This is a genomic window from Actinoplanes sp. HUAS TT8 (assembly GCF_051380535.1).
Classification (GTDB): Bacteria; Actinomycetota; Actinomycetes; order Mycobacteriales; family Micromonosporaceae; genus Actinoplanes.
This window is the reverse complement of the sequence record NZ_CP195646.1, coordinates 10,937,220-10,951,075: the sequence shown is the minus strand read 5'-3', so window position 1 is coordinate 10,951,075 and position 13,856 is coordinate 10,937,220. Positions and strand designations below refer to the sequence as shown.

Annotated in this window: 11 protein-coding genes; 4 read left to right on the top strand and 7 right to left on the bottom strand. The window is 73.3% G+C overall.

Annotated features, from left to right (window positions below; translation table 11 throughout):
• The first annotated feature begins 63 nt into the window (after window positions 1-63).
• The 4 genes from ACSHV8_RS48930 to ACSHV8_RS48915 all read left to right on the top strand — a co-directional run bounded on the left by ACSHV8_RS48930 (window position 64) and on the right by ACSHV8_RS48915 (window position 5,387).
• The gene (locus ACSHV8_RS48930; RefSeq protein ID WP_436527326.1) at window positions 64-1,383 is read left to right on the top strand and encodes a precorrin-3B synthase; all 1,320 of its coding nucleotides are present in this window, start codon (window positions 64-66) and stop codon (window positions 1,381-1,383) included.
• A complete protein-coding gene (locus ACSHV8_RS48925; RefSeq protein WP_436527325.1) occupies window positions 1,383-2,000 on the top strand; it encodes a precorrin-8X methylmutase in 618 nt (205 codons plus the stop codon). The genes ACSHV8_RS48930 and ACSHV8_RS48925 overlap by 1 nt, the downstream gene beginning before the upstream one ends.
• Window positions 2,001-2,140: 140 nt before the next feature.
• On the top strand, window positions 2,141-3,658 hold the full coding sequence (locus ACSHV8_RS48920; RefSeq protein ID WP_436527324.1) for a precorrin-2 C(20)-methyltransferase: 1,518 nt from the start codon (window positions 2,141-2,143) through the stop codon (window positions 3,656-3,658).
• 169 nt (window positions 3,659-3,827) lie between these two features.
• Window positions 3,828-5,387, top strand: a complete 1,560-nt coding sequence (locus ACSHV8_RS48915) for a cellulase family glycosylhydrolase (RefSeq protein ID WP_436527323.1) — start codon at window positions 3,828-3,830, stop codon at window positions 5,385-5,387.
• On the opposite strand, the gene ACSHV8_RS48910 is transcribed toward ACSHV8_RS48915, so the two are convergent.
• From ACSHV8_RS48910 to ACSHV8_RS48880, 7 genes are read right to left on the bottom strand one after another with little or no spacing between them, the layout of a single operon-like run.
• Window positions 5,327-6,523, bottom strand: coding sequence for a glycosyltransferase (locus tag ACSHV8_RS48910; protein WP_436527322.1), 1,197 nt, complete (start codon window positions 6,521-6,523; stop codon window positions 5,327-5,329). The genes ACSHV8_RS48915 and ACSHV8_RS48910 overlap by 61 nt on opposite strands.
• The gene (locus ACSHV8_RS48905) at window positions 6,501-7,739 is read right to left on the bottom strand and encodes a glycosyltransferase family 4 protein (RefSeq protein ID WP_436527321.1); all 1,239 of its coding nucleotides are present in this window, start codon (window positions 7,737-7,739) and stop codon (window positions 6,501-6,503) included. Before ACSHV8_RS48905 ends, ACSHV8_RS48910 begins: the two co-directional genes overlap by 23 nt.
• Entirely contained in the window at window positions 7,736-9,001 is a 1,266-nt protein-coding gene (locus tag ACSHV8_RS48900; RefSeq protein WP_436527320.1) for a lipopolysaccharide biosynthesis protein, read from the bottom strand. The genes ACSHV8_RS48905 and ACSHV8_RS48900 overlap by 4 nt, the downstream gene beginning before the upstream one ends.
• Entirely contained in the window at window positions 8,995-9,864 is an 870-nt protein-coding gene (locus tag ACSHV8_RS48895; RefSeq protein ID WP_436527319.1) for a hypothetical protein, read from the bottom strand. The genes ACSHV8_RS48900 and ACSHV8_RS48895 overlap by 7 nt, the downstream gene beginning before the upstream one ends.
• The gene (locus tag ACSHV8_RS48890; RefSeq protein WP_436527318.1) at window positions 9,864-11,816 is read right to left on the bottom strand and encodes a hypothetical protein; all 1,953 of its coding nucleotides are present in this window, start codon (window positions 11,814-11,816) and stop codon (window positions 9,864-9,866) included. The genes ACSHV8_RS48895 and ACSHV8_RS48890 overlap by 1 nt, the downstream gene beginning before the upstream one ends.
• A complete protein-coding gene (locus ACSHV8_RS48885; RefSeq protein WP_436527317.1) occupies window positions 11,813-12,916 on the bottom strand; it encodes a glycosyltransferase family 4 protein in 1,104 nt (367 codons plus the stop codon). Before ACSHV8_RS48885 ends, ACSHV8_RS48890 begins: the two co-directional genes overlap by 4 nt.
• Window positions 12,913-13,752 (bottom strand): glycosyltransferase family 2 protein, encoded by an 840-nt coding sequence (locus ACSHV8_RS48880; protein ID WP_436527316.1) that lies wholly within the window; start codon window positions 13,750-13,752, stop codon window positions 12,913-12,915. Before ACSHV8_RS48880 ends, ACSHV8_RS48885 begins: the two co-directional genes overlap by 4 nt.
• Window positions 13,753-13,856: the final 104 nt, after the last annotated feature.

Below are 13,856 nucleotides of genomic sequence, written 5' to 3'. Positions count from 1 at the left end.
GGGTTGTGATGCTGCCGACCCGAGGCGGCGGTTCTGTCGGGGGCCGCCCGTAGTATCCGGGCCGTGGCAAACCTTCGTCAGTCGGACACCGACGCCTGCCCCGGCGCGCTGCGGCTCCACGCCGCGGCCGACGGGCTGCTGGCGCGTGTCCGGCTGCCCGGGGGTCTCCTCGGCGGGGCTCAGCTGCGGTCGCTGCGCGAGCTCGCCGAGGAGTTCGGGGACGGTCGGCTGGAGCTGACCTCGCGGGCCAACCTGCAGCTCAGGGCACTTCCAGCTGATCGGGTGGAGACCTTGGCGGGCCGCTTGCGCGCCGCCGGCCTGCTGCCTTCGGCAACCCACGATTCGGTACGGAACATTGCCGCCCCGCCGCTCGCCGACGACCACCTTCGTCGATTGGTCGAGGGGTTGGACGCCGCGATCTGCGCCGATCCGGGGTTGGCCGCGTTGCCCGGCAAGTTTCTGTTCGCCATCGGTCACGTGCCCCTCGCCGCGGACGTGGCCGCCGTCCCCGCGCCGGGGTCATCCGGGCCCGGCCCAGCCGGGGCGAGCCCGGCCGCGTCGGGGGCGCTCGGGGCGGGGTCGTTTGCGCTGCGGTTCGGGGGGCATGACACCGGGCTGCGGGTGCCGGCCGGGCGGGCTGTCGAGGCGCTGATCGCGACCGGGCACGCGTTCCTGGCCGAGCGGTCGGAGCAGCGTGGGCCGGGCAGCGCTGCGTCGGCCGGCGGCGGATCCGCCTGGCGGTTGCGGGAGCTGGCCGACGGGCCCGCGCGGGTGTCGGATCGGGTCGCGACGGCGCTGGGGATCACGGCGGTCAGCGTTCCGGTCGTGAGCGCGGCCGAGGTGGTGGAGCCGGCGGCGCTTGTCGGCGTCGTGACCGGAAATGGTCAGTTCGCGGCGGGGGCGTCGGTGCCTCTGGGACGGCTTGAGGGCGTACAGCTGAAGGCTCTTGAAGACGCGGAGCGTCTGGTTGTCACGCCTTGGCGTGGGGTTCTCGTGCCGGGCCTTGACGAGGCCGCGGCCGGGGCCTGGGTCGAGCGTCTGGCCGCGGTGGGTCTGGTGGTGACCGGCACCTCGCGGTGGACCGGGGTCAGCGCGTGCGCGGGGCGGCCCGGCTGCGCGAGATCCCTGGCCGATGTGCGGGCCGACGCCGACCGGGCGACGCGGTTCGTGGATGGTCTTCCGGTGCATTGGGTGGGCTGCGGGCGTGCTTGCGGGAGTCCGGCGGCCCCGCACGTCCGGGTCGAGGCGACCGGCGGCGGCTATGAGGTGACCCGCCGGGCCGCCGACGGCACGGTCGAAAACGGAGCCGGCGGCGGGACGGGTGCGGGCTCGGGGGACGTGGCTCGGCTCGGTGAGCTGGTGGCGGGGGCTAGGAGAGGCTGATGGAGTACGAGCGGGACGGCGCGGAGATCTATCGGCGGTCGTTCGCCACGATTCGGGCCGAGGCGGATCTCGGTGGGCTGCCGGAGGATGTGGCCCGGGTGGTGGTGCGGATGATCCACGCCTGCGGGATGGTGGATCTGGCAGGGGATGTCCGGTTCAGCCCCGGAGTGGCCGTCGCGGCGCGCAAGGCGCTGGTCGGTGGGGCGCCGATTCTCTGTGACGCCGAGATGGTGGCGTCCGGGGTGACGCGGGCGCGGCTGCCCGCCGGGAACGACGTGGTCTGCACGTTGCGCGATCCGAGCGTGCCGGGGATCGCCGCCCGTATCGGGAACACCCGCAGTGCCGCGGCGATGGATCTCTGGGGTGATCGGCTCGGTGGGGCGGTGGTGGCCATCGGTAACGCGCCGACCGCGCTGTTCCGCCTGCTGGAGATGGTCGCGGCCGGGGCGCCGAGGCCGGCCGCCGTGCTCGGGATCCCGGTCGGGTTCATCGGGGCGGCCGAGTCCAAGGAGGCGCTCGCCGAGTCCGGCCTGGAGTATCTGATCGTGCGCGGGCGCCGGGGCGGCAGCGCGATGACCGCGGCCGCGGTGAACGCCCTGGCCTCGGAGACCGAATAACGCGCCGGACGAGAGCGGCGACGCGCAGCCCGGAAGCGGCTGGGCGCGCACGGATGCAGCCCGGGACGCAGCTGGGTGAGAGCGGGACGGAAGCCCGGCAACGGCCGGGGTGAGCGGCGACATGAAGCGGAACCAGGACGATGACGAACGACGTGGTGGCCGGGCGGCTCTACGGGGTCGGGCTCGGGCCCGGCGACCCCGAGCTGGTCACGGTGAAGGCGGCCCGGCTGATCGAGGGCGCCGACGTGGTGGCCTACCACGCGGCCCGGCACGGGCGGAGCAATGCGCGGGCGATCGCGGCCGGGTATCTGCGGGACGGGCAGGTCGAGGAGGCGCTGATCTATCCGGTGACCACCGAGACCACCGACCATCCGGGCGGCTATCAGGGCGCGATCGACGAGTTCTACGAGCAGGCCGCGGCCCGGCTGGCCGCGCATCTGGACGCCGGGCGCGACGTCGTGGTGCTGGCCGAGGGTGACCCGTTCTTCTACGGGTCGTACATGCACATGCACAAGCGGCTGGCGCACCGCTACGAGACGACCGTCGTGCCCGGTGTGACGTCGGTGAGCGCGGCCTCGGCGGTGCTCGGCCGGCCGCTGATGGAGCGTGACGAGGTGCTGACCGTGCTGCCCGGCACGCTGCCGCCGGACGAGTTGGCGCGCCGGCTCGCCGACACCGATTCGGCGGCCGTGATGAAGCTGGGCCGCACGTTCACCGGGGTGCGGTCGGCGCTGGAGAAGGCGGGCCGGCTGGGGGACGCCTTCTACGTGGAGCGGGCGACGATGGCCGCGGAGCGGTCCGGCCGGCTGTCCGAGATCGATCCGGCCACGGTGCCGTACTTCTCGCTGGCTCTTCTTCCGAGTCCGGCGGCGACGGCGTTCGTCCAGAACTCTCCGCGGGCGGAGAGGCCGGGCGGGGTGACCGTCGTCGGGCTGGGCCCGGGTGCGCCGGGGTGGCTCACCCCGGAGGCGCGGGAGGCGCTGGCCGAGGCCGACGATCTGGTCGGCTACAAGACCTACGTGGACCGGGTTCCGGTCGACCCGCGCCAGACCCGGCACGCCTCGGACAACAAGGTCGAGGCCGAGCGGGCCGCGTTCGCCCTGGATCTGGCCCGGCGCGGGCGCCGGGTGGCGGTGGTCTCCTCGGGTGATCCGGGGGTTTTCGCGATGGCCGCCGCGGTGCTGGAGGTCGCCGAGGATCCGCAGTGGAAGGACGTGCCGGTCCGGATCGTGCCCGGTCTGACCGCGGCTCAGGCCGTGGCGAGCCGGGCGGGTGCGCCGCTGGGGCACGACTTCTGTGTCATGTCGCTCTCCGACCGGCTCAAGCCGTGGTCGGTCATCGAGTCCCGGCTGGCCGGCGCGGCCGCCGCCGACCTGGTGATCGCGATCTACAACCCGGCGTCCCAGACCCGCAAGGAGCAGCTGGTCCGGGCGCGCGAGGTGCTGCTGGAGCACCGCGCGGCGACCACCCCGGTGATCGTCGGGCGCGACGTCGGCGGCCCGGAGGAGTCGGTGCGGATCACCACATTGGGGGAGCTGGATCCGGCGACGGTCGACATGCGCTGCCTGCTGATCGTCGGCTCGTCCCAGACGAAGGCGATGACCAGGGGAAATGGTCAGACGATCGTGTACACGCCGCGGCACTACCCGGCTTCGTAGTCTCCGCACCGCGGCGGCCGACCATCGGCCGCGCCGAAGGAAATGAATCGTCCGCTCCCGAACCGCAACGAGAGGCAACCGCACTGCATCGACGGGTTACCTGATGGCAACGTGCCGTCGCGCCGAATGGAGGGGCCACCCAAGGCAACCGTTGTGAAGGGCTCCCCCCATGTCTTTCGGCCGTCGACGCGCCGCCATCCTGGCCTCGTCACTCGTCCTGTCGGTCCTGACGCCGGCCGGGGTGGCGTCCGCCGCGGCGAAACACGCCGCGGCGCCGGCGAAGAAGTCCTCCCCGACGGCCGCCATGGCCGCGGCCAAGCTGCCCACCACTCCGGCCAGGAAGCCGGTGAAGAAGGCGACCGCGCCGACGCTGGCCGGCCGGCTGGCCGATGTGCGGAACGCCCGGACGATCAACTACTACCCGTCGAACGCGGGCTGGTCGGCGATGTGGACCAACTTCGACGCGGCCAAGATCGAGGCCGATCTGACCAAGGCGAAGGCGCTGGGCGCGGACAACGTGCGGGTGATCGTCTTCCCGGGCACGTTCGGCTATCCGACGCCCAAGGCCGACTACGCGGCCAAGCTGGCCAAGCTGATCAGCATCGCGGACGGTCAGGGGCTGACCGTGAAGCTGACCATGTTCGACTGGTGGGAGGGCTACACCGACACGGCGGGCAGCGCGGCGTGGGCGAAGGCGGTGCTCACGCCGTACGCGAATGATCCCCGCGTGCTCGCGGTGGAGGTGCAGAACGAGTTCGACCCGACCGATGCCCGGGCCGTGGCCTGGGCCCGGAAGATCATCCCGGCGCTCCGGGCGGCCGTGCCGACGATGCCGCTGAGCATGTCGGTGTCGGGCACGAACGGCTGGAACGGGCTGGCCCAGGTCCGCACCACGTTCGCCGCCACCCCGCTCGACTTCCTGGACTTCCACTTCTACGGCAATTCGGAGCGGGCGCTGGCCGACATCCGCCGGGCGCAGGCGGCGGCCGGTCCGCTCCCGATCGTGATCGGCGAGACCGGGCTGAGCACGTCCGGCGCGAGTGAGGGCGACCAGGCGGCGTACCTGGCCCGGGTGTTCGCGGCGGCCAAGGTGGCCGGGGTCGGCTCGGTCGCGCCGTGGACGCTGTCGGACTTCGCCAACGGCGCCATCCCCAGCAATTCGGCGGTGTCCCGGATCCCGGCGCAGTACAAGTTCGGCCTGTACCGGGCGGACGGCACGGCCAAGGCGGCGGCGGCCGTCGTCAAGACGTACTGGTCGGGTCAGTCCCTCACCAACAGCGTGCTCGACCTGGGCTTCGAGGCGAGTGCGACCAATTCACCGTGGCGTCCGTACCTGGCCGAGCAGGGCGGGGCCGAGCGGGTCACCGGGGCCGCTCACAGCGGCGCCGGGTCGGTGCGGTTCAGCGGGACCGGCCGGACCGACAGCGGCCTGCCGTCGATCCGGACCGCGCCGGTCAGCCCGGTGCAGGGCGGCCAGCGGTGGCACGCCGAGGCCTGGGCCAAGGGGCAGGGCCTGACCGGCACCACCGAGATCGCGCTGAGCTGGTTCGACGCCGATGACCGGTGGCTGGGTCAGGCCCAGTCGAGGCCGCTGGCGACCGGCACGACCGGCTGGACGAAGCTGACCGTCGACGCGACCGCCCCGGCCGGGGCGGCCGGCGTCCAGCTTCACCTCAAGTCGGGCGACAACAAGGGCACCGTCTGGTTCGACGACGTGGCGTTGTCCTGACCGATGCCGATCCGGTCGAACAGGCGGGCGTAGGCGTCCGTCGTCCGGTCCCACGATGACGGATCCGCATGCCGCCGGCCAATCAGGCCGGCGGCATGGCCGATTCCGGCGGCGAGTTCGGCCGGGTCACCGGGAGGGACGAAAACCGTTCCCGGGTACGGGCCTGCCGCCTCGACCAGGCCGCCGACGGAGGTGACGACGACGGGCAGGCCGTGGCTCATCGCGATGTGCAGGGGGCCGCTGGCCGAACTGCGGCGATAGGGCAGCACGACGGCGTCGGCGGCCGCGAAGTACTCGTTGACCTCGGCGTCCGGCACGTAGCGGTTGACGAACGTGATCCGGTCGCGGGCCGGGGACGCGGCGATCAGGTCGGCCGGCAAGGTCCAGCCCTCCCAGGTCTCCCCCACGACGGTCAGCTGGTAGCCGGGCCCCACCGCGGCAAAGGCTTCGATCAAATCCTCAAGGCCCTTGTACGGGCGAATCGTCCCGAAATACAGGAGCCGCACCACCCCGTCGGGCCGCGTCGGCCGATCATCGAACACCACGTGATGGTCGAACGGCCCGTGCAGCGCGATCTCGGCCGGCACCCCGCCCAGGTCGTACGCCGAGGCCAGCGCCTCCCGATCGAACGCCGAGTGCACGACGACCCCGGACGTCCGGGTGAGCAGCGGCCGGATCGCCCCGCGCACGTACCGGGCGGCCCATCGGTGCCGCAGCTCCGCGGTGTCCTGCACCTCGTGGAACTCGATCACCACCCGGATCCCGAGCCGCCGGGCGGCCATGGCGAGCACCAGGTACGAGTGCAGGACGGCGCCGGTCCACCACTGCAGCACCAGCACGTCCGGCCGCTGCTCGCGGAGGAAGGCGACGGCCCGGGCGAGGCTCGGCAGCCCCCACCAGTCGACCCCGTCGAAGACCGGGACGCTCTCGTCGTACCGAAGATCGCTCAGTTGTTGCCCGACACGATCGCGTCCGGGGTACAGGCGCTCCGGCAGCAGCCGCCGCATCAGGATCGCGCTCACGTCGAAGCGCTCCTGGAGCGCGTTGCTGAGCCGGCACGTGTAATAGCTGATCCCGGAGAGGAAGTGCCACCCGGAACCGGCGACCACCACCCTAAGACGCCGCGATGCAGGCACGGTAGACCTCCTCGATCTGCGGGACGACGCGGGCCGCGGTGAAGTCGAGCCCGCGCTGCCGTCCGGCGGCGCGCAGCCGGGCGGCCAGGTCGTCGTCGGTGAGCACCCGCAGCAGCGCGGCGTGCAGCGCGTCCACGTCGCCGGGCGGCACGAGCAGGCCGCTCTCGCCGTCCTGGACCACGTCGGTGAGCCCACCGGCGGCCGAGGCGACCAGCGGCGCGCCGGCCAGCATGGCCTCGACCGCGACCTGGCCCATCCCCTCGTTGAGCGACGGCACCACGCCGACCGCGGCGCCGTGGAAGGCGGCCATCACCTGCGGGTGGGCCACGTCGTGGCGGATCACCGTGCCGGGCGGAAGCGGCGGCGTGTCGTCGCGGCGGGTGCCGAGGCAGACCAGTGCCGGGGCCGGGCGGGTCCCGGTCCAGCCGTCGACGAGTTTCCGGTACGCGTCGAACAGCACCCCGATCCCCTTGTGCGGCCCGAGCGCGCCGACGAAGAGCAGGTAGTCGCCGTCCGGCAGCCAGTCCGGCCGGGGCGTGTCCCGGGCCAGCGTGTCCAGCCCGTCCGGGACCAGGCTGGAGACGACCTGGACGGGCAGGTCGCCGGGCAGGTTGGCCTGGCCCAGGGCCCGGGCCACCGAGGTGGAGATGGCGGTGAGCGCGTCGATGCCGCGGTGCCGGTGGGCGTGCAGCCCGGCCGTCAGCACCAGTGAGCGGGGGCCGCCGTACTGGGCCGAGGCGCAGCTCACGCACCGGGCCAGGCTCGGGCCGGGGCACGGCCGGCCGTCGCGGGCGAACGTCTTGCGTACGCAGGTCAGCCCGAAGTCGTGGGCGGTGTGCACGTGCGGCCGGCCGAACCGGGCCCGCCGCAGCGGGAGGTAGCTGTACATCAGCCAGTCGTGGCTGTGCACCACGTCGAAGTGCTCGGTCCGCAGCAGCCGGGCGATGCCGGTCGAGGTCAGCGGGTCGGGCAGGGTCGGGTGGAACGGCTTGCGCGGGTCCTCGTTCAGCCCCGGGACCAGGGTGTTGGCGACGCTGCGGACGCGGTGGACACGTACCCCGTTGATGGTTTCGTCGCCGGCGGCGGCCGGGGTCGCGAGGGTGAGCACGGTGACCTGGTGGCCACGCCGGACCAGCTCTTCGCTGCTGGTCGCGATGCTGCGTTCGAGACCGCCGATGACCGGCGTGTACAGGTTGGTGAGCTGCAGGATCTTCATGCGGGAGCGGCTTTCTTGAGACTGAGGGCGACCGCGCCGACGAGCAGCGCCGAGACGGCCTGACCGGCCAGCCAGGCGATGCCGGCCCCGGTCACCCCGGCGCCGGGCAGCAGCAGCCAGGAGAGGGCGAGGCAGGTGACGGCCCGGGCCACGTTGAGCCGCCGGCAGAGCCGGAACTCGCCCTGCGAGCGCCAGTGCGCCACGGCCAGGTTGGTGATCGCGTCCGGGATCGCGGCCAGCACCAGGATCTTCAGGAGCAGCCCGCCCTCGGCCGCGTAGGCGGCGCTGAACAGGGCCAGGATCCGATCACCTTCGGTCAGCAGCAGCGCCGCCGGAACGCCGACCATGGACAGGACGACGGTCGCGGCCCGGCGCAGGCCGACCCCGGCCGCGTTGGTGCGTTCCGCGTAGAGCGCCGAGGCGACCGCCGGGGAGACCATGAACAGCATCGACGCGGTCATCCAGGCCAGGTAGAAGTGCGCGTTGGCGCCGGCCCCGAGCCGGGCGGTGACCAGCACCGGCAGCAGCGCGGCGGGGCCGGCCTGGGTCAGGTTGATCAGGTGGTGCCCGGTCAGGGCGGCCCGCAGGTGCGGGAGCTCGGCGGCCAGACCGGTCAGCCGCAGCCGGGCGCCGGGCCGCAGCCGGCCCAGCCCGAAGAGCACGGTGGCGGCGCTGACCAGCAGCGTCGGCACGGTCCAGGAGAGGACCACGGCGCCCGCCGAGTGCGCCCCCAGGCCGAGGATCGCGACCAGGGCGACGATCTTCCCGGCGGCCAGGACCAGATTGCGTACGAACATGCCGTGCCCGGCGCGATGGGCCACGTAGACGTTGTCGAGCAGCGTGGTCGCGGTGATCGCGGTCGCCGCGCAGACCAGCGCCACCGCGCCGGCCGGGCGCTGCAGGAAGCCGAAGTTCGCGGCGGCCATCGGGACCAGCACCGCCCCCGCGGCGGCGGCCGACGCGGTCGCCAGGCAGCCGGCCAGCAGGCCACCGCCGACGATCCGGGCCCACCGGCCGGGGTCGCTGCCGGGCAGCCGCTGGATGAACATGTGCCCGGCGCCCAGGTTGGCGATCATGCTGAGCGCGGTGGCGGCCGAGATCAGTGCGGTGGCGGTGCCGACCTGCTGGGGTGCGACCGCGCGGGCGGCCAGCATCCAGTAGACGTAGCCGAGACCGCCGTTGACGACCGTGGTCGCCATGATCAGCAGGCTGTTGCGGGCCAGCGAGTCGTTCATGACCCGCCGGGTCGCGGTGATCAGCACGCGGTGCGCCCCCGTACGGTCTGGGCCCGGGCGTAGAAGATCGTGCCGGCCGAGCCCACGCTGATCCCGATCGGACGCGCGCACCCGTCCGGCGGCAGGGCCGGGACGCGGACGCTGAGCGCGTAGACCTTGCCGGTCATCACGGTCACCGGCCGGGTCGCCACGACCGAGCCGCCGACCCGCAGGCGCAGCATCTCGGTGCTGGTCGGCAGTCCGGAGCTGGTGATCCGGACCGGGACGGACAGGCCGTGGGCCGGCACGGCGACCGGGTCGGTGATGCCGGCGGCCCAGCCGTTCAGCGCCACGGTCAGGTAACCGGGCAGTTCCGGGTGCGCGCCGCGCTCCACCGTGCGGATCGCGACCCCGCCCACCACCAGGGACAACGCGATCGGGATGAGGATCGCCGCGGCGGTCCGGGCGGTGGCTCGCGCCCGCGTCCCGGTCGCCTCCGGCCGCGGCCCGGCCACGCGCTGGGCCGGGACGCCGGGCTCGTCGTCCGCCTCACCGCGATCGGCCCGGCGGCTGACGTAGAGCCGGAGCAGACCGATCGCCGCCAGCACGGTGGCCAGCAGCGCGGTTCCGGCGATCAGCGGGACCGGTTCGACCCGCGCGCCGAGCGGGTGCAGCAGCAGCGCCACCGCGGGCAGCGTGAGCAGGCCGGTGAGCACGACCAGACCGGCCCGGACGGCCGGGATGCCGGACTCGGCCGGGCGGCCGGTGACCGCGCGGACCCAGAGCTCACCGACCGCGAGCAGGCCGATCAGGCAGGCCGGCAACAGCAACGGCCAGGGCAGCCCGGCCGCCGGGAGAAGGACCGAGAGGCTCGCGTACGCGGTCACGAGCGGCCGCAGGATCGTCCTCATCATCGGGCTCCCCCCGGGGCCGGCTGCTCCAGGCGGCCGAAGTCGAACCGGTAGATCGCCAGGTGCGGACCGTCGTAGACCTTGATCAGCCAGGGCATGGTGTCGAACTTGGTCAGCTGCGCGCGGTCGAAGGCGGGCACCCCGTCGTGGCGCAGCGGCTCGTTCGTCTCGAAGTAGATGTTGATGTCCGGCACCTGTTCGGCCATCCGGCGGTCCACGACCAGGAACTCGAAACGCCAGTCGCGCAGCTGGGCGAGCAGCTCGGGCGAGATCGGCTTGCCGGGCTGAGCGCGGTAGAGGTCGTACGCCGGGAAGCTCTCCGATCCGGTGGTCGGCTGCTGCTCCCCGAAAGAGCCGAGGATGAGCCCGGAATAACGGTCGGCCACCAGGCGGATCCCGCGGCCCTGGGTGTCGAGCAGCCAGTGCGCGGCGGCCAGCACCTCCGGCGTGGCCGCCCGGGTGTCCGAGCCGTAGACCGGCGGCCCGGGGAAGCGGTAGGACGGGTTCATCCCGGCCGCGTTGTTGCCGACCAGCAGCACCGAGCAGATCGCGGCCAGCCCGGTCCCGGCCGCGGCCATCCCGGCCGTCGACATCCGGGGCCGCAGCCGGCTCACCCGGTCGATCAGCGCCACCGCCACCGGCGCGGCGGCGATGGCCAGGCCCAGGTAGCTGAACGCCCAGGAGCGACGCGCGCCCTCGGCCCCGGCCGGGGTGAGGATCAGCAGCGTCGCCGGGAAGTAGAGCGCGGCCACCATCAGCATCGCGGTGGTCGCGGCGTGCGTGACCGGCTCGTCGGTGTGGCGGCGGCGCCACCACAGGATGATCGCGGCGACCATCGCGATCAGGGCGAGGCCCGGGGCGATGTAGGCCGCGGTCTGCTCCCACCAGGGCAGCACCGACTTGCTGAACAGCTCCCGGCCGCCGTCGTCGCCCCCGGCCAGGCCGCTGATCTGGTCAAGAGCCCTTCCCAGGTACGGATCCAGGTAGTCACTGGTCCGCGGCGCGACCAGGCCGAGCCAGCCGGCCACGATCAGCGCCGTGCCCGAGGTCAGCGCCCAGGCGGCCCGGGCCGGGGTGATCAGTTCCCGCGTGGCGATCGAGTGGATCGTGCAGACCAGCGCGAACAGGCCGATCACGCCGGTCAGCCAGAGTGCGGTGAGGTGGTGCGTGGCGGTGGTCGCGACGGCCAGCAGCAGGGTGAGCGCGGACCAGCCGAGGCGGGCCGGCACGGTGGTGGCCCGCAGCGCGCGGACCGCGGCGGCCAGCGCCCAGACCAGGATGCCGATGGCCAGCGACTCGTAGCCGAGCTGGGTGTCGAAGAACAGGAACGAGCTGTTCAGGCTGTAGCCGATGGCGGCCGCGGCGGCGATCCGCGGGTCCGGCCGCAGCTGCCCGGCCAGCACCGCCACCCCGAGGGTGAGCAGCACGTGCGCGGTGGTCAGCACGAACAGCGCCGCCTGCCAGATGCTCAGTCCGGTGAGCAGGGCCAGCGACGCGACGCAGGCGTGCAGGCCGGGGTAGTCGCCGATGACCCGGACGATCGGGTTCATCTCGAAGAGCCGGCCGTCGACCAGGATGCTGTGGCTCTGACCCCAGTGGGCGTACTCGTCGTGGTAGAGCGGGCCGCTCGGGTGGCGCAGCATCTTCGGCAGGTACGTGAAGGCGCCGTAGCCGATCAGCACGGCCAGCCGCAGCCGGGCCGAGGTGCCGCGGCGCAGCGCCCAGTACCCGGCCGGGAGCGTGAACAGCAGCATCCCCGCCCAGAACCAGCCGAACTGCCCGCTCCGGCCCCACTCGGCCCGCTGGTAGGCGATCACGATCGCCGCCGCCCCGGCCGCCCCCGCGGCGGTCAGGGTGGTCGCGCACCAGGCCGCTTCGGCCAGGCGTACGCGCGAGTCGCCGCGCCACGACCCGGTGAGTCCCGGCGCCGGCCGGGCGGTGACCGCGCTCACCGGCCTCCCGCTCCCGCGCGGATGGTCGGCATCCCGGTGATCGCCGAGTACACCTCCCGGGTCGCCGTGACCACGTCGTCCCAGGTCGGCAGCGGTGCCGGGGTGGCCGAGCGACCGGCCGCGACCGCGTCGCGCAGCGCGTCGGCCAGGGCCGGCCCGTCCTCCGGGTCGGCCAGCCGCACCCAGGCCGAGCTGCCGGCCATCGCGGCCAGTTCCCGGTGGGCCGGGATCGGCGCGGCGACGGTGGGGATGCCGGCGGCGAGCGCGTCGGCGACGGTCATCCCGAACGCCTCGTGCGCCGAGGCCGAGACCGCGGCCGACGCCCGGGCCAGGCAGCCGGCGAACGCGGCGTCGTCGAGCCGCCCGTGGAAGACGACCCGGCCGGCCACCCCGAGGCGGCCGGCGAGCTGCCGGAGCGAGGAGGCGGCCGGCCCGTCGCCGACGATGTCCAGGCGGTATGACGGTCCGAGCGGTGCCATCGCCCGGATCACCCGGTCGATCCGCTTGTAGTGCTCCAACCGGCCGACGCAGAGGATGCCGCGCACCCCGGCCCGCTTGCCCGGGACCACCGGGCGCGGGTCGGTCCCGTTCGGGATGACCATGACCCGGCCGTGCGCTTCCGGGAAGTCGCGCAGGACCAGGTCACGTTCGGCGGCGGTGACGCAGATGATCCGGCCGGCCCGGCTCATGATCCGCCGGCCGATCGGACGGTACGCTGGGTGTAATGCGGCTCTAATACGGGTATGCCCGGTTCCGTGATAGTGCGGGGTGAAGACCAGCGGCGTCGGGTGCCGGACCAGGGCGGCGCCCAGCGACACCAGCGCGTGATAGCTGTGCGTGTGCAGGACGTCGTACTCCACCGCGTGGTCGCGGACCCATCGCCACAGCGGCAGCGAGACCCGGTAGTTGCTGGCCGGCACGGTCAGCGGGAAACGCCGGACCAGCACGCCGGCCTCGGTCCCGGTGGGCCTGGTGGCGTGCTGGGTGAGCACCTCGACGTCGTCGCCGGCCGCGACCAGCCCGTCGCACAGGCGCCGGACGTGCGTCTCCACCCCGCCGATGTCGGGGTGGTAGGCGTTGCTGACGACGCCGATCCTCATCGTGCGGACCGCCCGGCGACCTGCCGGGAGCCACGCTTGAATCCTCGCGGCCACTCCCGGGCGATGGTCCGCAGCACCCGGATGCCGTCGGTGAACGCGTTCAGGTTGCTCACCCCGTGGATCCGGTTGTGCTCGAAGCTGGACACCTCCTCGATGGCCAGGCGGGCCCGCGCGGCCCGCAGGTTCAGCAGCGTCTCGATCTCGAACCCGTCACCCCACAGCCGCCCGTCACCGCCGGCCGGCAAGGGCGAGGTGCTGTCCAGGTCGAAGACGTCCAGATGACACGACCAGAACGCGTTGTAGCCGTAGCAGAGGTCGCTGTACCTCGTACCGAAAAGCATGTTGACCAGGACGCTGAGCATCTTGTTGCCGGCCCGGCGCAACCGGGTGATGTCGGCGCTGCCGCCGCCCGGGCGGAAGCGCGAGCCCTTGGCGAAGTCGGCGCCGGCGCGCAGCGCCGCGATGAAGCTGGGGATCTCGCCCGGGTCGGTCGACCCGTCGGCGTCGATCATCACGATGATGTCGCCGGTGCACGCGGCGAATCCGCAGGCCAGGGCGTTGCCCTTGCCTTTGCGGTTCTGGGTGACGACGCGGATGTCCGGGCGCAGGCGCCGCGCCACGGCCACGGTGTCGTCGATGGAACCTCCGTCGACCAGAATCACCTCGTCCACCTGCGGAAGTCGTTCGAAGACGTGCGGCAGGTTGCGAGCCTCGTTGAGCGCCGGTACGACGACGCTCACGATCGGCTCGGGCTCGGACTCGGGTTGAACCGGCGGCACGACGGTGATCTGTTCGGTGCCGGTCTCGGTGGGGAGCACACGGTCGACCGTGGGCATGGGTGTCTCCGATCGAACAGGGTGGAGGCGGCCTCGGCGGGCCGGGCGCATGGGTGCGGGTCGCACAAGATTCCGGGCGATCGCCCGGGAGAGGGGCAGCCGGC

What these genes read in the sequence shown, in the direction of transcription:
- ACSHV8_RS48925 (WP_436527325.1), top strand. Translation starts at nt 1,383, where the DNA reads ATGGAGTACGAGCGGGACGGCGCGGAGATCTATCGGCGGTCGTTCGCC.
- ACSHV8_RS48920 (WP_436527324.1), top strand. Translation starts at nt 2,141, where the DNA reads ATGACGAACGACGTGGTGGCCGGGCGGCTCTACGGGGTCGGGCTCGGG.
- ACSHV8_RS48915 (WP_436527323.1), top strand. Translation starts at nt 3,828, where the DNA reads ATGTCTTTCGGCCGTCGACGCGCCGCCATCCTGGCCTCGTCACTCGTC.
- ACSHV8_RS48905 (WP_436527321.1), bottom strand. Translation starts at nt 7,739, where the DNA reads ATGAAGATCCTGCAGCTCACCAACCTGTACACGCCGGTCATCGGCGGT.
- ACSHV8_RS48895 (WP_436527319.1), bottom strand. Translation starts at nt 9,864, where the DNA reads ATGAGGACGATCCTGCGGCCGCTCGTGACCGCGTACGCGAGCCTCTCG.
- ACSHV8_RS48885 (WP_436527317.1), bottom strand. Translation starts at nt 12,916, where the DNA reads ATGAGGATCGGCGTCGTCAGCAACGCCTACCACCCCGACATCGGCGGG.
- ACSHV8_RS48880 (WP_436527316.1), bottom strand. Translation starts at nt 13,752, where the DNA reads ATGCCCACGGTCGACCGTGTGCTCCCCACCGAGACCGGCACCGAACAG.